This is a genomic window from Nostoc sp. (assembly GCF_036917515.1).
In the GTDB taxonomy this organism is placed as follows: Bacteria; Cyanobacteriota; Cyanobacteriia; order Cyanobacteriales; family Nostocaceae; genus Nostoc.
On the sequence record NZ_JBALDE010000183.1, the window covers coordinates 20031 to 40400 of the forward strand.

At 42.7% G+C, this 20370-nt stretch carries 19 protein-coding genes and 2 pseudogenes; 13 read left to right on the plus strand and 8 right to left on the minus strand.

Features of this window, described 5'->3' with window-relative positions; all coding sequences use genetic code 11:
* Positions 1–63: 63 nt before the first annotated feature.
* The 4 genes from V7K89_RS24400 to V7K89_RS24415 all read right to left on the minus strand — a co-directional run bounded on the left by V7K89_RS24400 (position 64) and on the right by V7K89_RS24415 (position 5368).
* Entirely contained in the window at positions 64–3006 is a 2943-nt protein-coding gene (locus V7K89_RS24400; RefSeq protein ID WP_335191755.1) for a methyl-accepting chemotaxis protein, read from the minus strand.
* Positions 3007–3020: 14 nt separating this feature from the next.
* Positions 3021–3551 carry a chemotaxis protein CheW gene (locus V7K89_RS24405; RefSeq protein ID WP_335191757.1) on the minus strand — a complete coding sequence of 177 codons (531 nt, stop codon included), beginning with the start codon at positions 3549–3551 and terminating at the stop codon, positions 3021–3023.
* 13 nt (positions 3552–3564) lie between these two features.
* Positions 3565–3930, minus strand: a complete 366-nt coding sequence (locus tag V7K89_RS24410; protein WP_069073698.1) for a response regulator transcription factor — start codon at positions 3928–3930, stop codon at positions 3565–3567.
* Positions 3931–4189: 259 nt separating this feature from the next.
* Positions 4190–5368 carry a response regulator gene (locus V7K89_RS24415; protein ID WP_335191759.1) on the minus strand — a complete coding sequence of 393 codons (1179 nt, stop codon included), beginning with the start codon at positions 5366–5368 and terminating at the stop codon, positions 4190–4192.
* Positions 5369–5748: 380 nt separating this feature from the next.
* Between V7K89_RS24415 and hmpF the strand changes: the two genes are divergently transcribed.
* The gene (gene hmpF, locus V7K89_RS24420) at positions 5749–7512 is read left to right on the plus strand and encodes a pilus motility taxis protein HmpF (protein ID WP_335191761.1); all 1764 of its coding nucleotides are present in this window, start codon (positions 5749–5751) and stop codon (positions 7510–7512) included.
* Positions 7513–8135: 623 nt separating this feature from the next.
* Here the strand turns inward: hmpF and tilS are convergent.
* Together tilS and V7K89_RS24430 are read right to left on the minus strand one after the other, a co-directional pair.
* The gene (gene tilS / locus V7K89_RS24425; RefSeq protein ID WP_335191763.1) at positions 8136–9236 is read right to left on the minus strand and encodes a tRNA lysidine(34) synthetase TilS; all 1101 of its coding nucleotides are present in this window, start codon (positions 9234–9236) and stop codon (positions 8136–8138) included.
* Between the two features lie 66 nt (positions 9237–9302).
* Complete coding sequence (locus tag V7K89_RS24430; protein ID WP_335191766.1) at positions 9303–9644, minus strand: KGK domain-containing protein; 342 nt, start codon at positions 9642–9644, stop codon at positions 9303–9305.
* A 402-nt stretch (positions 9645–10046) separates the two neighbouring features.
* Here V7K89_RS24430 and nrdJ point away from each other — a divergent pair.
* From nrdJ to V7K89_RS24485, 7 genes and pseudogenes are all read left to right on the plus strand, one after another.
* Positions 10047–12672 (plus strand): annotated as a pseudogene (gene nrdJ / locus V7K89_RS36045) (ribonucleoside-triphosphate reductase, adenosylcobalamin-dependent).
* 231 nt (positions 12673–12903) lie between these two features.
* Complete coding sequence (locus tag V7K89_RS24445; protein ID WP_335191768.1) at positions 12904–13125, plus strand: hypothetical protein; 222 nt, start codon at positions 12904–12906, stop codon at positions 13123–13125.
* A 332-nt stretch (positions 13126–13457) separates the two neighbouring features.
* Entirely contained in the window at positions 13458–13676 is a 219-nt protein-coding gene (locus V7K89_RS24450; protein WP_335191770.1) for a hypothetical protein, read from the plus strand.
* Complete coding sequence (locus tag V7K89_RS24455; RefSeq protein WP_335191772.1) at positions 13648–14100, plus strand: Type 1 glutamine amidotransferase-like domain-containing protein; 453 nt, start codon at positions 13648–13650, stop codon at positions 14098–14100. Before V7K89_RS24450 ends, V7K89_RS24455 begins: the two co-directional genes overlap by 29 nt.
* A 297-nt stretch (positions 14101–14397) precedes the next feature.
* Positions 14398–15308, plus strand: a pseudogene (locus tag V7K89_RS36050) (IS982 family transposase).
* A 111-nt stretch (positions 15309–15419) separates the two neighbouring features.
* Positions 15420–16589, plus strand: a complete 1170-nt coding sequence (locus tag V7K89_RS24480) for a pyridoxal phosphate-dependent aminotransferase (protein ID WP_335191776.1) — start codon at positions 15420–15422, stop codon at positions 16587–16589.
* A gap of 86 nt (positions 16590–16675) precedes the next feature.
* Positions 16676–17113 (plus strand): secondary thiamine-phosphate synthase enzyme YjbQ, encoded by a 438-nt coding sequence (locus V7K89_RS24485; protein ID WP_335191778.1) that lies wholly within the window; start codon positions 16676–16678, stop codon positions 17111–17113.
* Between the two features lie 412 nt (positions 17114–17525).
* Here V7K89_RS24485 and V7K89_RS24490 read toward each other — a convergent pair whose 3' ends face one another.
* On the minus strand, positions 17526–17900 hold the full coding sequence (locus V7K89_RS24490; RefSeq protein WP_335191780.1) for a winged helix-turn-helix transcriptional regulator: 375 nt from the start codon (positions 17898–17900) through the stop codon (positions 17526–17528).
* Between the two features lie 122 nt (positions 17901–18022).
* Between V7K89_RS24490 and V7K89_RS24495 the strand changes: the two genes are divergently transcribed.
* The 4 genes from V7K89_RS24495 (at position 18023) to V7K89_RS24510 (ending at position 19710) form a co-directional block, all read left to right on the plus strand.
* The gene (locus V7K89_RS24495; RefSeq protein WP_442941755.1) at positions 18023–18235 is read left to right on the plus strand and encodes an NmrA family NAD(P)-binding protein; all 213 of its coding nucleotides are present in this window, start codon (positions 18023–18025) and stop codon (positions 18233–18235) included.
* 67 nt (positions 18236–18302) lie between these two features.
* Positions 18303–19097 (plus strand): SDR family NAD(P)-dependent oxidoreductase, encoded by a 795-nt coding sequence (locus V7K89_RS24500; RefSeq protein WP_335191782.1) that lies wholly within the window; start codon positions 18303–18305, stop codon positions 19095–19097.
* Between the two features lie 39 nt (positions 19098–19136).
* Positions 19137–19565 (plus strand): tautomerase family protein, encoded by a 429-nt coding sequence (locus V7K89_RS24505; protein WP_335191784.1) that lies wholly within the window; start codon positions 19137–19139, stop codon positions 19563–19565.
* 25 nt (positions 19566–19590) lie between these two features.
* A complete protein-coding gene (locus V7K89_RS24510; RefSeq protein WP_335191786.1) occupies positions 19591–19710 on the plus strand; it encodes an NAD(P)-binding protein in 120 nt (39 codons plus the stop codon).
* Positions 19711–19728: 18 nt separating this feature from the next.
* Here the strand turns inward: V7K89_RS24510 and V7K89_RS24515 are convergent, their stop codons facing one another.
* On the minus strand, positions 19729–19941 hold the full coding sequence (locus V7K89_RS24515) for a hypothetical protein (protein WP_335191788.1): 213 nt from the start codon (positions 19939–19941) through the stop codon (positions 19729–19731).
* Positions 19942–20019: 78 nt separating this feature from the next.
* On the opposite strand from V7K89_RS24515, the gene V7K89_RS24520 reads away from it, so the two are divergent.
* Positions 20020–20307, plus strand: coding sequence for a hypothetical protein (locus V7K89_RS24520; protein WP_335191790.1), 288 nt, complete (start codon positions 20020–20022; stop codon positions 20305–20307).
* Positions 20308–20370: the final 63 nt, after the last annotated feature.

Genomic DNA, 20370 nt, shown 5'->3' on the forward strand with positions numbered 1-20370 from the left:
TGAGTTATGAGTTAGGAGTTGTGATTTTTATTTCTAACTCCTCACTCCTAACTCCTAACTTTTTTACCTGGTTTCCATAGTTTCCACTCGGAAACGTTCAACGGAGGCGATCAAGTCACGGGATACACCTACTAAGTGTTGTAGGGCACCTGAAACTCGCTGCGCTTCTTGGGAAGTTTCTTGGGCGGTCAGCTCTACTGATTGCATTACATGAGCGACGGCGCGGGAGGTTTCTGTTTGTTCCACAGTATCGCTGGTAATGGAGCGCACCAGAATATCGATGCGATTCGCCACTTGAATAATGTTCTCGAGCGATCGCTTGGCATCTTCTGCCAATTTTGTACCTTTAATTACTTGTTGTGTGCCTTCTTCCATTGCGGTCATTACAGAGCCTGTTTCGCTTTGGATTTGCATTACAATTTGTTCAATTTCCTTCAGGGATTTAGCAGATTTATCTGCTAACTGGCGCACTTCATCTGCAACGATCGCAAACCCACGTCCAGCTTCTCCGGCTCTTGCCGCCTCAATACTAGCATTGAGTGCTAACAAGTTTGTTCTGGAAGCAATTTGAGAAATCAACGCCACAATTTTAGAAATTTCTTGAGAAGATTCCGCCAATCGCTTCACTTTCCGGGTGGTTTCGGCAACAGTTTCTCGAATTTCTAAAATCCCCGCCACGGTATTTTCTACTGCTTCGCCACCTTTCAAGGCGATCGTACTAGCATCACGAGCAACGGTTTCGGCTTCCCGCGCCGCCTCTGCTACCCGCTGAATCGAGTCAGTCATCACCTGTACAGAATTCAGCGTCACCGCTAACTCTTCTGCTTGGCGTAAAGCATCACTAGATAAAGCTCTGGCAAAGGTTTCGGAGTTGGTTGCACCTTTTGTCACATCCTTCGCCGCCACTTTTACCTGTTGAACGATATCCCGCAGGTTTTGAATTGTCAGGTTAAAGGCGTCAGCTACGGCTCCCAGTACGTCGGCTGTCACTTCCGCTTGAACTGTTAAATCGCCTCTAGCAGCTCCTTCCACATCATCTAACAAACGAATCACTTGACGTTGCAGGTTTTCTTTGGCTTCCTCTTGTTCATCGGCTTTGCGTTGGGCTTCACTTGTGGTTGTGAAAATTACCCGCGCCATTTCATTAAAGCCAGTGGATAAATGCCCCAATTCATCTTCGGAAAACACTGTGGCTTGAGCATTCAGATTTCCTTGACGTACAGCCTCAAACTGAGCTTGGAGGTCATCAGTTGTGCGCCTAATTTGTTTAAGCGTCAGATTCCCCATGAAGCCTGCGGTAGCAAAACCTGCAATTCCAGCGGCTAGTGACATTGCCCAACCTGTGTTTCTTACTGATTCTCGCTGTTGGGCTGGCGAAAATGTGGTAGCGACAAAGCTAACTGTAGCTACAACCAGCGCAGAGACAATGCCTACACTTCCAGCAATTAGCCATTGTTTCCGTTCAATGGAAGCATTTTCTAATGGTGCTAACCATCCTTGCTCGATGCTGACGTTGGGTTCTAGTTTCGAGACATCTGTTTGGGTAAAGACTGGAACGGCTTCATGGGAACCAGTCATTGAGAACAGTTCCTCTTCGCGATCGCTAGGAGGTGCATTACTTAAAAAAGCCTCCGCGCTTTGAAGGCGTCCAGTGTCACTAGTTTCTACTGGAGCAGAATGCATTGCGGCATTACCGAAGTTAGAATCTCCTTCGATTAGGTCAAACCCTGGAATATTGCCTAAATCGTCAAATTCCTCAAAGTCATCTAAAAACTCGATATTGCTCTTAGAATTTTCTCCATTCAGTATATTGCTTGAGTCTTCATAAGAGTTTAAACTCTCTGAACCAAAAGCAGACTCAAATGCTTCCATATCAAAATTTTCATCGTCATCGAAGCTATTTTTACCAATGAATTCGCCTGATTTAAACTGCTTTTCCTTCCGAGGTAAATTACTATTAAAAGATGATTCATTATCAGGTATCGGCTGAATAGCAGATTTTTTCTCTACTTTTTTTGCTATTAACCAGTCATGGGATTCGGTTTCAGATAAGTTATTTTGACTGCCGTATTCCAACTTACTTGTTGTTGACGAATCATTTCTCAGTTCTTCTGCAACAATCAGTAAAGTCTCGTCTCCATAATTAGATTTTTTATATTCTAAATTCCCCATACTCTGCTCTGGAGATTTAATATTGCTCAACAAATCAGGGAAATTATTCTCGTTATTACCAGTTTCTGAGTTAGTTAATAAAGAGTTATTATTGTTAATATTTGAATTTTCGTAAGGAGAATTTATCCCATTATCTGAGAAGTGGCTATTAGCTAATGATTCTTCCGAAATATCTTCTGATATACCTTCCTGCCAAAAAGCAGGTAACTCTAATTCTGTATTCTCCTCCCAGTTTTTATTTGACTCTTGTTCCTGTGAGTCTTCATGTATAGCAAAAGGATCATCACCAAAAGCTATAGAAGAATCTAATAGTTTTTCTCTTCCAATACTATCTTCTGTGGGTATATCAAATGGACTTTTTGAAGATATCTCTTCAACGCCATTTAAACTTTCTTGATGCTCGTCAAAAAAGTTTAAATCAAGGTTATCGCTGTCAAACTCCTGATTAGCACCCAAATCTTCTAATTCTGGTTCGCTATATGCCAGTACATCAGATATCTCTGAGGAACTTATTTCCTCTTGACTTTCTGGTAGCTCGATTTGCCCACCGAATGACTGTAAATATTGATTGATATTGTCAATTCCATTCTTGGCAAAACCAATAACTTCTTGATCGTTAGTCAAGCCTAATACTTGTTGATATTCTTCTTTTGCTACATCGTACTGCTGTAAAACATAGTAGATGTGACCCCGCAATAAATGGGTATTGGGGTCATCTGGTAAATTTTGCACCACTTGGTCAACTAAAGTGGCCGCAACCTCATAATTTCTTTGAACATAGGCGGTCATCGCCTGTTGATATGTTGGCTCGTAATTATCAATACTTGCTGCCATTTCCTCCTCCAATTTCATCCTGCCCACCTAGCACTTCGTACAATTGCCATTTGATCGAGCAGTCGTAGACACTGGTTAGTTTTAGCACCTAATGACCACTCTCCACGTAAAAAGGGAGCCATCGTATCTGGAACACTAGTTGGTGGCATAAGATTCTGGACATCTAACCAGTCCATGCCACCAATTTCCTCTACTGCTAAACCGACTATTGTGTCTTGCTCTTCAATAGCAATCACCGAAATTTCAGCCCTATCCGTGTTTAACGCACCTGCTTCCCCCAGAAATTGACCCAAATCAGCCACCCAAATAACTCGACCTCGTAAATTTAGAGTACCCAAAAGTAAAGGAGAAGCATTAGGAATTGGGGTGATTCTATCAGGACTTAGTTCTATTACCTCTCGGATGCCAGTTGCTTGTAGCGCAAACTCCTGATGCGAGGGAATGTAAAACCTCAAATGTAACTCACCTTCAGGACTTTCTACTTGTAATTCTGGTCGAAAGTGGTCTTGACCGCTGCCACTTAAAAAGTCCGGTTTGCTGACCATGTTGTTTTTATCCTTATCCTCGCAGCAGTTGTTTGACTGTTCCTACCAACTCGGTTGGTTGAAACGGTTTGGCTATGTAAGCGTCTGCACCCTGCTTCATGCCCCAATAGCGATCAAATTCTTCACCTTTAGAAGAACACATAACCACTGGGACATTTTGGGTTTTTGGATCGGATTTTAACCGCCGACATACTTCGTAGCCGTTCATTCGGGGCATGACAATATCCAATACCACTAAATCTGGAGGTGCTATTTGAATTGCCTCTAATGCTTCTAATCCATCACTAGCATGGGTAACTGTTAGGCCAGTTGCTTTCAGGAGGTCTGTAATCATCTCCCTTTGCGCTATACTGTCTTCCACAATCAGAACTGTGCTCATAAGTGTCTATTTACCTCCTGATTTAGACGTTCCTAATTGGAACATTCCCTGATTCCTCCGCAAGTATCAACTGTATAAATTAATTTTATGTTTTCACTATTTTCCCGGAGATTGACGTTTCACTTAGTTAACTGACTCTGTGATAACATCTTTTTACTCATCTTTTAGTAGATCAACAAATCTTTGATCTCTTTATATGCCCCATAAACTCCAGAGATGAGGGAAAAATAATTAATGCCCCATCCCCAATGCCCAATTTTCATTGATTGTTGATATATTTCTCTACGAGCATCAGTAACTCAGTGTCTGTAAACGGTTTTGTTAAATAATCTGTTGCCCCCACCATCTTAGCTTTGACTCGATCCATAAACCCATCTTTCCCAGTAAGCATGATAATCGGCGTGAGCCGAAATGCTGTTGAATGTCGCAGCATGGCGCAAACCTCGTATCCTTCCAATTCCGACATAGCAATGTCGCATAAAATTAAATCCGGTTTGAGCTGAAAAACCAGACTCAGTGCCTCTAAAGGATTAATAAGAGCGATCGCTTCATAACCTTGTGGTTGTAAGATGGAATTTATAGTCTCACCGATGGCGATCGCATCGTCAATACATACTATCCGCCCCGTCGGTTTTCCCTTCAATTCCCAGTTATCCGTGTGTGTATCTGGTTGATTAGTCTCTGAATATACTAGTTGTAGCCAACTTTGTTGTACATAAGGATATATTGCCTTAGCGACTGTCAAAATGTCTCGGTTGAGATGGCGAGCTAGTTGTCGCAAGGATGTTTTACCATCAGCCCAATGTTGTAGCTTATTCACGATTGCTTCTGGTAAAGAAGATTGTAGCTGAACTTTGTCAGATAGCGCTGGCAATTGTTCTGGAGACTGAATGTGTGGATAGAGTTGCTTCCACTCTTGCAGCTGCTTGGTAATTTTTGTTACAAGTGGAGCAATCTCGAAAGTATTTAATTGCGGGGCAAGTGCTGCACCCTGATGGAAAATGAAGTTACCTTGGCGTAAACTCAGCAGATCAAAGAGAGTTTCATGCACCAAACCGTAGATGATACTACCAGCTATTTTTGGGTTGATAATATTCCGCTCCAACAGTGCCCAAAGATAGGCATACTCTGGGGCATCGGTTGGTGGTAGAGAGACAATTTGTTTGTCGGTGAGTCGCATCTTAACTTGATAATGACGTAAATAATCGCTAATTCTGGATAAACTACTCTCGCCTTCTTGGCAATAGATAATTTGACCATTAAGGAAAAAGACGAACCAAGACTGTTGTTTAGGGCGATAAATGTTTGCTCCATCTTTGCCCAGTTTGTTGTTCTGGTAAGAGCTATAAGCTTCCACCCATAGTTGCCCAGTTCGCTGTCCCAATTCAATCAATTGCAGAATACTGCAAATATCAATTTCATTTAAATTTCCCTGCATTTAGCTAAAAAGTACTCCTTAGTATTGCTGAATTCCAAATTGTGAATTATGACTTCTTTAAGTATTGATTATGGAGTATTGAAAAGATTTTTACTTTGTTCTGATTGTGATTAGGGAATACATTAAACTATAAACCTTCATTTTTCGTAATACACTTTGACAAAGCTAGTGTTAACACGGAAGTCATTATCACTGTCATCAGTACAAAATATAAAGGCGCGACCAGATCGCTTCTATAAGTATCAAGACGTAACATCTTGCGTCTATAGTTTTGTCTGTCTTGTTCTCCTAAACCCTGGTTTAATGAGACAAGTTAACAGAATTATTTAAGGTATATTTCAAAACATGAACTTTAAGTGCATCAATAAAGGACTAACGGTGTGCTGTATTTAGCAGAAATACAAAAACAGAAAGGTGGTTTACTCAGTGGCGGTGGCAAAACCGAACTGAAACTGCTAGCTTGTCAGCGAACTGACCAGAATTGGAGTACTGTGTCGGAAGAGGTGATTGCAGCTGAGGAGGCAAGCAAATTAAATGATGGTGCTTTAGTATTGGTTGAACTGAATCCAAATCGTCAAGTGCAACGGATTCAAGAAGCAGGGCGTCCACTCGTCAACATTTTGCAGAATTTTTCCCGCCAGTTGGAGAAATTTAAGCTCAAGGAAGATGAGATCGATCAGTGGAAACAATCACTAACGTTTCAGGCGCAAGAGTTGAACCGCCGTGAAATGGATATGGAGGTACGGTTAGAACAGCTGCAACAATTGGAAGATGAGGTACAACACCTAGAGGAGCAAAAACAGGAAGTTGACACCTCTCGCCAGGAAATTGAACGATTACAAGGAGAAATTGAGCGCAACCGCCAAGAGTTGGAAGGCGCTTGGGAGCATTTACGGGGTGAGCAGCGTCGTCTGGAAGAACGCCAAGCGGATTTTCAACAAGGGACGGTTTTAGATGAGGAACAAAGTCGAGTAATGAGTGAGTTACTTGATCGCTTGTCTAGTCGTGTTACTGCTACAGGAACAGTTAGAGAACATCTACATTTAGCCTTTGAATTGGTCGAAAAGCAGCAAGCTACTCTTACGCCACACTGGCAAAAACTGGAGGAACATAAAAGTGCAATCGCACAACAGCAAGAAGAAGTTGAGCGCCTATCACAAACTTTTAGCGATCGCCAAAATGCATTGCAACAAGCACAAAATTCTCTAGTTCAGCAAACAGCCCAATTACAAATAAATACAGCAGACCTTACCAGCAAGCAAGAGTATGCTCGGCTCGTCAAAGAGCAGTTACGAAACGCCGAAGAGTTATATCAACAGATGCATTCTTTAGCTGCAACATCTAGTGATGTAGTTCTTGGTAAGCAAGCTGATGTAGAGGCTTTGAATAAAATGCCTTTAGAAGAACTACAAAAGATAGTGCAAGACTTGCAGCATAAGTTAGAAATCGACGCTAGCTTTGTTCACGATCAAGAACAAGAACTGAAATATAAACAAGAAGCTATAGAAGAACTCCAAACTAAATTAAATCACGCATCTGACCATGACCACATCAATTTGGAACTGGAACTAACGGATGAAAAAGACCTCTATCAGATGCTAAACTCCAGTTTGGTGGGACAACGCCGCAATATGCTACAGCGTCAGAAGTTTCTCAAGCAACACCAAGCTGTACTGCTGCGACGCCAAGGACATACTGTTGCTGATGAAGAAGAAAGCAACAACAAAATTAATTTAGAACCGATTCTGTTACAAATTGAAACCCAGCGACAACAATATTCACAGGAAATTCAAAAGCTGGAACGTGAAATTGAGCAGATTCGTTCTGGTGTTGAGCTAAATCAGGGAATGATTGAGAATCAAATTCACAATCTAGATGAAAAGCGCCAAGAACTGAAAGCGATTGAGGAGAACTTGCTATCCTTACGAAGAACAACTGCTGAATTCTGTGGTCGAGTGAATCTTTATCAAGAAGCACTACAACCGATTCAGGATTCTCTAGATGGATTACGGCAAAAGCTGCAAATAATTGGAGAATCTCTGGATCAATTCCAAGAAACTGGTGATTATCAATTCCAAGCGATCGCTCAGTTGCGTCATACTCTCCAAAGTTTAATGCCTCAGCCAGAATTACTAGCTTCTTAACAAGTACTGGGCTTTAGCCTAGCTAAAGTCCAATTACGAATTATGAGCTTAGTTATTACTGTATAAATAAACTAGAGTCTACATTAAAAAACTCTCCCAGCTTACGCGCTTGTTCTATATTTATCTTCTCTTGTCCATTTAAAATATTATCAACCAAATCTTTTGTCCCGAAAACTGATACTAAATCATCTCTACTTTTCTCAGATTATTCTAAAATAAATAGCAAAATAGATAGAGAATTATTTTGCTGGCTTGGCTGATAATATTTTTATTCAAACTTTTTAATTAAAGTAATTAATAACTGATAAAGTTCGTCTTCTTCTGTGGTGCGTTCCCGGTGCATTAAATCTTCCACTATCCTTAAAGCTTGCTCATTTTCAGCTTCACTTTTTATCAGCTTGGGAAGATAAGCTGTTAATAATTCCTTGTATTTATCTGAATTAAAAGTAAGAGCTAATTCGTAAACTCAAGTAAAGTACTTGTCTAGTAAGGGTTTCAGGAATTTAAGTCAATAAAGCACTTATTCGCTGAAACTCAGACCTAGTAATGAGTTGAGTACCCTCAAGATTTTCTTTACGAATCAGCTCTAAGGGTCATTTTTCTAGTTCTCTTTATCATATTCCTCATGGGTGAAGATATTTCAAGCAGATCCAGTCGCCTTCTACTTGAGCGATCGCACCACCAGGAAATGGATCTGTTTGCGATCGGTTGGGCGCTATAATTAAAGCCGTTAATTTTTCGATGTGTTCAAAACTGGGCGCATCACTCAGTATTTGCTGCAATACCTGACGCATCACCCGACGTTGCAACGCCAATGGCGCTTTCTGCAATACCCGACGATTTAACTGTAAGGAAACAAGAGTAAGGAAATCTTCTCTATGCCCAATGCCCCATGACGGCAGTTGCTCCACTTGGGGAAACCCCATCGCCCTTGGCGTCTCCCCTTGGGAGAAGACCGCACTGCCTCCTCCCCTATGCCCAATGCCCATAGCCTTTTGGCGCAACTCCTGGGCAACTTTTTCCAAATATTCCACTTCGGCTTGTAAAAGTTCTGCTGTTTGGGCTAAGGCTGATTCTACTTGGGGGTTGAAATTATCTCGCAAATATGGTAGTAACTTTTGGCGAATGCGGTTGCGGGCATATTGCAAATCTTGATTGGTGGAATCTTCCCAAATTGGTAATTTAAATTCTTGACAAAATTGCTCTGTTTGTATTCGAGTAATTTCTAAAAGTGGACGCACTAATATAATGCCTGTAGTTAGAGGGCGTTGCCAAGTTAGGGCTTGTAAACCATCAGCACCAGTACCGCGAATTAAATTATAAAGAAGAGTTTCAGCGCGATCGCTGGCGGTGTGTCCTGTAACTATATATTGATAATTATTTACCTGAGCGATCGCACTTAAAGCTTGATAGCGCCAATCGCGTGCAGTCGCTTCACTATTTATCGGCTTATTCGCTGTTTCTAAATAAAAAGATATACCCCAAGTTTTTGCTAAGTTTTCGACGTGATAAGCATTAGCTTCGGAGTCAGAACGCCAGCGATGATCGCAGTGAGCGATACCTAAATGCCATCCCCATTTGGATTGTAAATCTAAAAGTAATTTTACTAAACATAAAGAATCTTGTCCGCCGGAGACAGCGACTAATAGCCGCTGGTTGCGCTCAAATAAGTGGCGCGATCGGATGGTACGATGTATTTTTGCATGTAGGGGAGTCCATACCATTTTATTTTTTTCAGTGCACACAGACACAAATAATTTCTATTATATCTGTGTAGATCAACTCAGGTATTAGTTTTTACCATCCTTGAGTTGCTTCCGAAGGTCGTCAAGGGGAGAGTTTTCCTGTTTGATGTCTAATCGATTATCTTCGATTTCAGTTTCATCAGGGCAAAATTCTAGGCATACTCTAATTTTACCTGTTTGCCATTGTTGACCAGATATTAAAACACAACATTCAAATCCATCTCCAAATACTCTTGATCCTGACGATGTAAAGTGTTCTGCCCAAATTTTTTTGACTTCCTTTAATAACTGAAACACTATTTGAGTGCGGGATAAATTTTCAAATGCATCTTGATAAAAATACACAACATCATCATCAGGATTTAGAGGTTCCCATTCATCATTCATAATCAATTTCCTGTAACTCAATTTATAGTTCCCAAGAGTTCGGAATTAATTGTTTAGATTTTACTTGTAGCCACAACTTGTTTAAGGGGATTGTTTAATTGTCTCTACTGAGTTGAAAGAAAGTAATAAAAAGTCTTAAGTATCTGAGGCAATGTTAAGTAATGATAATCAGCCTAAAAATAAGGCAATAGTAATTTACTTATATTTAAATTGTGCTAATTAAAACTATGTATCTATCTGCTACCCAAGGGAGAGGGACATTATACATCATAAATTTCTGTTGTAATTAGTGCAGGGTAGAGCTAGCGTAAAGTGGACAATTTGACAATCTTTAATACTAAAACTACTTGGCGTATAGTCATAATCTGTCCGCACGCAAGAAGAACGTAAGACACTTGATATATGGTTCAGAATCTCGAAAGAACACGCCAGAGTGCAAGGTTTCCAGAAACTGCACCGGCTGCCAATCCCGTATTTTTTAGAACCTATAGCCGCCGGACAAAGGCGGGACTAAGGGAAACATGGGATGAGGTATGCGATCGCACTCTACTCGGCTTAGTCGAGTTGGGAAAGCTAACTCCAGAAGAAGCTGTGATACTGGATAAGATGCAGCGCAACTTGAAAGCTATGCCCAGTGGGCGCTGGCTCTGGGTTGGTGGTACAGACTGGATAACCAAGCCAAAGAACTTTTCCGGGGCTTATAATTGCACCTCTACCAATCTCGAAGACTGGAATGCCTTCGGCTTAATGATGGATTTAGCAATGATGGGCTGTGGTACTGGAGCCGTCTTAGAACCACAATTTATTAACCAGTTGCCCCTTATTCGCAATCAACTGAATGTCACTGTCCAAGGCGAAATTGGCAGCACTCCTGTCCAACAGCGGCGTGAATATACTGAAACTCGTATAGAAGGCAATAACGTCATTATTCACGTTGGAGATAGCCGTGAAGGTTGGGTTGAATCATATCAAGCCCTATTAGAACTCTCTACTAATGAACAATTTTCAGCAGAAGTTGAAGTATTAGTTGATATCAGCGATGTCCGCAAATCAGGAGAAACTCTTAACGGCTTTGGAGGAGTTGCAAATCCTGTAAAATTGCCCGGACTTTATCAGTGTTGTGCATCTATTTTGAATAAAGCTGTAGGACGACAATTAAATTCAGTTGAATGCTGTCTATTAATCGATCAAGCTGCTGTCACAATTGTTGCCGGTAATATTCGGCGATCGGCTGGCATGAGGCAAGGTTCTAGCGAAGATAGTTTGTTCGCCGATGCCAAAGATAACTTATGGCAGCAAGATGAAAATGGCAACTGGCGAATCGATCCAGAGCGTGATGCATTACGTATGGCAAATCATACCAGAGTTTTTCACCGCAAGCCGACTTTAGAAGAATGTATCGGTGCTGTCCGCAAACAATATCATAGTGGCGAGGGAGCGATTCAGTGGGCTGGTGAAGCCGTAGCGCGATCAAACATTGATTTGCTGCCAACACAGGCTATGAAAGTTAATTTTTTGCAAGCCTATGAACAAGGAACAGCAAAACAATGGTTAAAAGAACGTTATTCAAATCTGGATGCTAATGAGTTAGAACATCGTTTAGCTCGTTATGGTTTAAATCCGTGTGGTAATTGATTTTGCCTCACGTTAAAAACCTCGCAAAAACGGGGAAAGCTGAGATGCTAATCCCGTGGTAATCAAAGGAAGTAAAAAGCCTTTGACACCGTACAGCGTAGAGAGTGAAACTAGATTACATCGAAAATTGGTATCTAGAATATAATCTCTCCAAGAGTGCGGGGGCAGATGTAACAAGTCAAAAGTCAAAAGTCAAAAGCCAATTTGAACTTTGACTTACCCAAAGGAAGTGTCACATCTGCAAAATGTACGCGGAGCTACTGCAAATAATCAAGCAGTAGAACTAGGGGATAAAAAGCCTCTAGGGTAACAAAGAAAGGAAATCATCGGTAGTAACTTCCACTGCAATTTGTCTGAGGTTCACCTCAATCAAATCGACCCACATAACTACAAAGAACAAGAGGAGGCTTTCACTGCTGGGGCGCTATCTGTAGCAGTACTTTTAAATCACAAATTCTTGGAACCACGCTATCAATATAGCCGTGAATTAGACCCGATTGTGGGAGTTTCTTTTACAGGTTTATTTGATTTCTTTGTCCATGCTTTTGGTGTTGATTGGCTGCGCTGGTGGGAAGCAGGAAGACCTGCAACTCCACAAGGATTAGCTTTCAAGCATGAGGAAGAGAAATACCTTAGTTCTTGGAGAGATATTGTACATCGGGTGGTTTGGGATTATTGCGATCGCCACAATCTCAAGCGTCCAAATCGTTGCACCACAGTCCAACCCAGTGGCACTAAAGCTTTATTAACTAATGCTAGTTCAGGGTGGCATCCTCCCAAAGCCCAAAGATTCATTCGTCGAATCACTTTTGGCAAAAATGACCCAGTAGCCTTAGCTTGTATTGACTATGGTTACAACGTCATTCCCTCTCAATCAGACAAAGATGAACAGGGCAATTTGCTTAACGATCCCTTTGATCAAAGGGTGAGTGAATGGCTAGTAGAAATCCCTGTTTCTGTGACTTGGGCTGATTTACCAGGGGCTGATGAAATTGATGTTTCTAAATTTTCAGTCTTAGCCCAATTTGATTTTGTCCTCCAGGTTCAACGTTGGTACGTGACTCACAACACATCAGCAACTTTGGAACTTCGCTCTGATGAAATCGAGACTTTGGGAGAACGCATTTACGAAACCATCCAGAATGATGAAGGATATATTTCAGCAGCTCTTTTAGCACGTTTTGACGATTTGCAATCATTCCCACGTTTGCCATTTGAACCAATAAATAAATCAACCTACGATCGCTTAACTCAAGAGGTGAAAGCGCGGCGCAAAACAGATGATTTCTGTGCAGTACTAAGCCACTACGATTTAGGCGAAATGACAGAGGCTGGTCCTAGTGGTTGTGATTCTGATAAGTGTATGTTTCCCGATCAGCAACCAAACTCATAAGGCGAAATGACGGGGGATTGGGGATGAGAGAGCAGAGGAGCAGAGGAACAGGGGAGCAGAGGACAAAGGGGACAAGGGGGACAAGGGGGAATTATTGAACAAATCTCTCCCTTGTCTCCCTCCTCTTCTTCGTCTAGCTTGTCTCTTCTCCATGCCCAATGCCCAATCCTTTAACACGTTACGATCAATTAAGAAGTAATAATTTTTTACGGCAGTGCCAGGAGTCTTTTTATGTTCATTGATGAATTGTCACCTATATTCAGAGAATTTACTCAGCATCCAGTGTCATTTGTAGGTGGGTTTTTCTCTGGTGTGCTTCGGCTTAATCTTGCAGATGATCCGGTTAAAAGCTGGCTAGATAAACAGACTCGCTCAAATAGTTACACCAGCAGTACTATAACGGATGCACATAACGGCAAAGCCACTGGCCCTCAGCAGATTTCGATTGACTAAAGACTTCAACCATAGATAGTTGAATTTACTACAAAACAGGGAGTCAGTGCTGCCGTTGGTAGCGCTGACTCCTACTTTCTACAATAATTATTTTATTTTTTGGAAGTCACTTACTGGTTGATTGGTACCCAGAGCATGAGTGCACCCAGCTAGTCTAACGTGGGGCCGGTCTTAAATTTGATATGGTACAGTGTACACTCCGCCCTGAAGTTGCTGAGGGGAATCAAGTGTCAATAGTACTGTTATTTGCCCAAAATAGGCGTGAGCAACACGAGCAGATATGCTGCTGTTGAGCGAACCTATAATCAAATTATTGTTTCAGCCATCGCCTTATGCGACAATTGGTGCTTTATAGCGATCAAGTTATCGCAGCAAATCAGCAGGTGGATTGGTATCTGCTTCAACTATTAGGCACGATCACTGCACGCATTGGCTATATTTCCTCGTCAAGCGATCCAAAACGTCAGTATTTTACGGTAAAACAACAGTACTATCAACAGTATGATCTCGAACTCGCGTTCTATGTTGAACTCGATGTGGCAAACAATTGATCTTCTCGATCAATTGTTTGCCTGTGATGCGATTCATTTATCTGGCGGTAATACCTATTACTTCTTATACTGGCTCCAGCAACGCGGTTTAATGGAGCGGCTTCAGCACTATGCTCTCCATCAAGGCGTGTTAATTGGCATTTCGGCTGGGGCAATTATAATGACGTCGGAGATAGCCTCGGCGCGGCTGTGTGGTGATGCGCCGTATGTACCGCTTACTACCTACCAGGGATTAGGTCTAGTAGACTTTGCCTTTGTACCGCATGTGCAGGATACACCAGAGGACTATGCCCGTATGCAGGAATATGCCAACCACCAGCAACGAGTGCTATACGGCTGTCATGATGGGGATGGGATTGTAGTCGCTGGTGAAACGGTTAGGTTGGTTGGCAATGTTGTAAGTATGACACCAAAAAATGTATGAGTTATGCTCCACCGGGTGCGTGTTCGGCAAATATCTGATTGATAGGTCGCCTCTACCGAATGTGTTGGATGATGTTGAGACTTTGATTTTGGCTTGAGGGATTGAGAAGTTAGCCAGTAAACGTTACTCTAATCTAACGTGAGTTCGACGGGTATAAAAGCCAAAAAAGCTTGCTAGATATGAATTTGCTTAACAGGGTAAGCGAAGTGTGATCGCTACAATTGATTGAGAATCAGCAAAAAAGTCACAAAAAAATGCCGAGACTAATAATATCTAACAAAAATCAGGGTCTCGGCTATGTCTACCATGATATCTCGCCTCGACATCACGCAAATTTTCTGCGACATAGATGATTTCTGTAACCAATGGGAAAATCTCTGGCAGAAAGTACCACAATTGCCATCGACAACAGGAGAAAGGCGCAGCACTTCCCGAATGCATCTATCAGAAGTGATGACAATAGTCATCGCATTTCATGGCAGTGGATATAAGACTTTCAAGGAATTTTATACCATGCATGTGCTGACAAGTTGGCGTGAAGCATTTCCAAATCTGGTCAGCTACACTCGGTTTGTGGAACTGATGCCCTGGTGTTTAATGCTGTTATGTTGCTTTTTACATATACGTACAGGATAAATTACTGGGATTAGCTTTATCGATTCCACCCCAATTAATGTTTGTCACAACTGTCGGGCGCATTCTCACTCTTGTATTTAAAGGGCTAGTGAAATGGGGCAAAAATTCTGTTGGGTGGCACTTTGGATTTAAACTGCATTTGATTATTAATGATTGCGGAACCTTGAGCATTTTCACTAACCCCAGCGAATGTGGATGACCGAAAACCAGTCCCAGAAATGACTAAAGACTTAATTGGTAAATTATTTGGTGATAGAGGATAATCTGGTCAAAAACTATTTGAGGAGTTATATGAGCGAGGGTTGCAGTTAGTTACAAAATCTAAGAAGAAGATGAAAAATCGTTTGGTAAAACTGATTGATAAGATTCTGTTACGCAAACGTGCTGTAATTGAATCCGTCAATGACCATCTGAAAAATATATGTCAAATCGAGCACTCTCGTCATCGTAGCCCATTTAACTTTTTAGTTAATTTGATGGCTGGTTTAGCTGCTTATACCTACTTGCCTAAAAAACCCTCGATTGACATTTACCCAAAAGATTTACCTGCACTACCTCCTGCCATTTTTTAGTTCCGTCGAACTCACGTTAATTTGGAATGGGTGGTTTATTTCCGCCGTACTGTACTAGTTAGTTGTTCCCCTATTAAGGGATACTAAAGCCAGGTACATAGGCAAGAAAATATGGAATCCCTAACCTCTCGTATGCAGGCGGTACAGTCGCCAATTATTCCTGTGGTTGGGGAACTGATTAAGAACTCTCCTGGAACTATCTCTCTAGGGCAAGGTGTTGTTTCTTACAACCCACCACATGAAGCCATAGAATTTTTAGCCAAATTCTTAGCCGAAGCTACAAATAATTTATACAAATCAGTTGAGGGAATTCCCCCTTTACTGACAGCACTTGCAGGAAAATTGCAAGCCTTCAACGAGATTGAAATCAACGAGGAAAACTGCATTGTCGTGACAGCAGGGAGCAATATGGGATTTATGAATGCCATTCTTGCTATCACTAACCCAGGCGACGAAATTATTCTGAATACGCCCTACTATTTCAATCACGAAATGGCGATCGCAATGGCTGGTTGTCGTCCGGTATTAGTAGCGACAGATGAAAATTACCAACTGCGCCCAGATGCGATCGCTCAAGCAATTACTCCTAAAACACGGGCTGTGGTGACAATTTCCCCAAATAATCCGACTGGAGTTGTCTATTCTAAAGCCGCATTGCGCCAAGTAAATCAAATTTGTAGCGCTCGCAGTATTTATCATATTAGTGATGAAGCTTATGAATACTTTACTTATAACGGGATAAAACACATTTCACCTGCTGCATTTGGTAATAGTAGCGAGTACACTATTTCTCTCTATAGCCTTTCCAAAGCATACGGTTTTGCTAGTTGGCGCATTGGCTACATGGTGATTCCCAAACACTTACTTGTCCCTGTTAAAAAAGTCCAGGATACAATTTTGATTTGTCCGCCAGTCATTTCTCAATATGCAGCTTTAGGGGCATTGCAGGCAAAAGATGAGTATTTGAAGAGTAATATAGGAGCTATTGCTCAAGTACGCCAACTAGTATTAGACTCCCTTAACCGTCTACAGAGCTTATGTAGCATTATTCCTGCCAATGGCGCTTTCTATTTTTTCCTCAAAGTTCATACCCAAATAGATGCTTTTGAGTTAGTCAAAAGATTGATTCAGGAACATAAAGTAGCAGTTATTCCAGGTACAACCTTTGGCATGGATGACGGATGCTATCTACGTGTTGCCTATGGAGCGCTGCAAAAAGAGACGGTAAAAGAAGGTATAGAGAGATTAGTACAAGGTTTGGAAACTATAGTCAGGAGTTAAGAGCCATTCAATTCCTGCCTCCTTTAAAAAGGCGTTAAGCTATGTTAGCGTACCTCGTCTGTAATCCTAAATAGAAAATTCAACAGATGTCAATTATTAATAAGTTAATTGAAATTGAAACTGAGCCAAAAATTAATATTCATAATATTACTCCACAAATTCAAGATTTTATTGCCTCAACACCAATTAAAAATGGACAAGCTTTAGTATTTTCTCGACATACGACAACAGCATTAGCTATCAACGAAAATGAAGTCAGATTATTAGAAGATATAAAAGTGTTCTTGCAAAAATTAGCACCAGAGTCAGATAGCTATTTGCATAATGATTTGCATTTAAGAGATGTTCCAGAAGATGAGCCGATTAATGCTCATTCTCATTTGATGGCAATGATGCTGACCACGAGTGAGATAATTCCCATTGTGGATGGTAAATTAGCTTTGGGAACCTGGCAATCTGTGTTGTTTTTTGAGTTGGATGGCCCGCGAAAAAGAACAGTATTTGTCCAAATTTCTGGCGAATAATGCAACTTCACACCCGCAGTTATCCTAGAACAACCTAAATCTGATTTATTTTTCTTAGATATTTTTGATCTCGGCATTTTTTGTCACTTTTTTACCGATTCTCAATCAATTGTCGCGATCGCCTGCTGTTGCCCACCTAGTTGAGCAAATTCATATTTAGCAAGCTTTTTGCATTTTCGTAACCGTTGAACTCACGTTAATCTGGCGCAGCTTCATAAAGAAATGGTATGAGCCATTGTTGCTATTTTGTAGTATACCGTTGAAAAACTGAAGTTTAATGAGAATGAACGAAGAAAAATTAAGAAGTCGAAACGTTTAATTCTCAATAAATTGGTCACTTGTGAAAGTTGTAATTTAATGTAGTATAAAGTATAATAATTTATTACGCTCCCTCCTACGTATGAGCGGTAGTTCAGCAAGACTTTCCTTCCACTTGATTGGGTGAGTTATTTGAGCTATTCGGAGTTTGCGTTCCAGAAATATTCTTCAACCCCCATTTTGCAAGTGCTTTCAGCACAGGTTCAAGATCGCGGCCGCGCTCGGTTAGAGTGTATTGCATCCGTCGGCGATGGCAGCTGTAAGGCTGCTTCTCAATCAAACCGAGTTGTTCTAAGCGGTTCAATCGCTCCGATAGAACGCTGGTTGAGATTTTTTCGGGGGATTGTAAGAACTCTTCAAACTTCTGTTTGCTAAAGAACAGCATGTCGCGGAGCACGAGCAGTGTCCAGCGATCTCCAATCACGTCCAGAGTACAAGCAATCGGGCAAGATGAGCGTCTGATTTGCATAAGAATTTTAAGCTACTCAAATTTGACTTGCAATTTACCAGTTAGATAAAGTATACTCAATTTAACTTTTAGATTGCAAGTTAAAATCTAGTATTGGTGAAGCAAGTATGTAAGCACAAACAATTCTCGTCATAGGCGCTACTGGACGGCATAGTGGTACTGGTGCTCGCATTGTAGAAATCTTGCGGCTCCAGAGCTTCCCTGTAAAAGCTATGGTTCACCGCAAGGACAAGCGGAGTTCACTCTTGGAACAGATGGGAGCAGAAGTTGTTGAGGGAGACTTTCACAACTATCCTCACTTGCCAATGCTCTTTCCGGTGCGACCCGTTGGCTAGAAACTAGTCTCAAAAACTAGGGGGTTAGCCGCAAGTAAAAACAATCAGTTCAAATTAGGAGCTTGCCATGAAAGCATCCAAAGGATCAGCCATTGTCACCGGAGCGTCGTCGGGAATCGGCGCTGTCTATGCCGAGCGTCTAGCGGGGCGCGGCCACGACCTGGTATTGGTCGCGCGCCGCCGCGACCGTCTCGAAAGCCTCGCAGAGAACCTGCGCACCCAGTATGGTTGCAAGGCCGAGGTGGTCTCGGCCGACCTTGCGAACGAGGCCGATCTTGCGAAGGTCGGGGCGATCGTTGAAAACACCGCCGACCTTGAGCTGATTGCTAACTGCGCCGGACTCGGTGCGCTTGGTCTTGTTGCCAAGATCGATCCTGCGACCCTGGACAGCATGGTCAAGGTTAATGTGCTGGCGCTCACGCATCTGTCAGTGGCGGCGGCCCGGCGCTTTGCTGCGGCCAAGCACGGCACGATCATCAATATCGGGTCGATCATCGCGCTGATGCCCATCCCCGGCGCAGGCGGCTACAGTGGGTCGAAGGCCTATGTCCTCAATTTCACCCATTCGCTGCAGGCCGAACTGGCCGATAGCAACGTGATGGTGCAGGTCGTCCTGCCCGGCGCCGTTCGTTCGGAGTTCTTCGGCAACAAGCCCGCGCCATTTTCCGACCAGCTTTTCATGACTCCTGAAACCCTGGTTGATACCGCGCTCACCGCGCTCGATCAGGGGGAAACCGTATGCTTTCCGACACTTCACGACACCGCAGCGTGGCAGCAATTCGAGGGCGCGTGTAGCGGCCTTGCCAAGGCTGTGACACAGAGCGGCCTTCCCGCTGAACGTTACAAGCACGCATCAGCCTGACCGTACACCCCCCAAACCTCAAACCATCAGGAGAAAACCATGCCCCTCTGGCAAATCTACCACCCCGAAAAAGCGTTCTCTGACGAGGACAAACAGGCGATCGCACAGCACGTCACCGACATGTACGAGAGCTTCATGCTGCCGCGCTTCTACGTGAACGTCTTCTTCCACGCGTTGCCCAAGACGTCCTTCTACATCGGCGGCGAGCCGTGCGATGATTTCGTGCGGGTCACGATCGATCACATCGCCCGAGCGATCAAGGATGCCGAGACCCAGCAGAAGTTCCTCAAAGGCTGCACTCGCCTGTTGAACCCCTATGTTGCCGGTCGTGGACTGCGTTGGGAGTTGAACGTGGATGATACGCCGTTCGAACAATGGATAGTGAATGGCTTCAAACCGCCCTTGCCGAATACCCCAGCGGAAATTCGGTGGCGGTCTGAGAATCGACCATCAGCTTATGAGACCTAAGAACAGACGATAGGCCTGGTGAATCATGCATCATCGAAAGGAGAAACTGATGCAAGTAATCATCATAGGTGGTGGAATTGGAGGATTGACGCTGGCGTGTGCCTGTGTTGATATGGGCATTCCAGTAAAAGTCTATGAAAAGTGATCGTTGCCTGAAATGCTGTCAGGACCGGGCGGTATTTTTCTTCAGCAGAATGCTATGCGGGTCTATTAACTGCTCTAGGATGGGCAACTTTATGATCGCCTCTATCGGCAAGGGAGCAACATCCGAGAGGGTGGGTTCTTTAGCAGCAAAGAACTGCTTTACCTCAACTCGCCCAAATTCGTGCAAGCCGATAACCTGGGTGTCTGTTTGCTGCGACCCGAATTGTAACAAATTCTCTATGAGGCGCTGCCAGAAGGAACGGTAAAAACGGGATGTGCTTTCAAGACCTTTGAGGAAAGCAAAGACACGGTGCGAGTAGTCTTCCAGAACGGCACGCTTGCAGAAGGAGATATCTTCATCGGTGCCGATGGACTGTACTCTAACGTGCGGGCACGCTTGCAGGGAAAAGAGCGATTGGAATTGCCAATTTACAGCGACACTAACTGCTGGCAAGGCTATTTTGAGGGGGCTGGTCTACCCCTGAATAAGCGGTACAGTTGGGCAGAATATTGGGGAAAGGGCGATCGCTTTGGCTATTTTGATATTAGCTCTGGTCGGTTTTCGTTTTATAGCGGTTCTCAGTTGGGTGCAATATAGTAACAGCAGTGGGTGAACCATCCAATAATGTCTTTTTTAGTTACCGCATTCAGAGCATTTGTA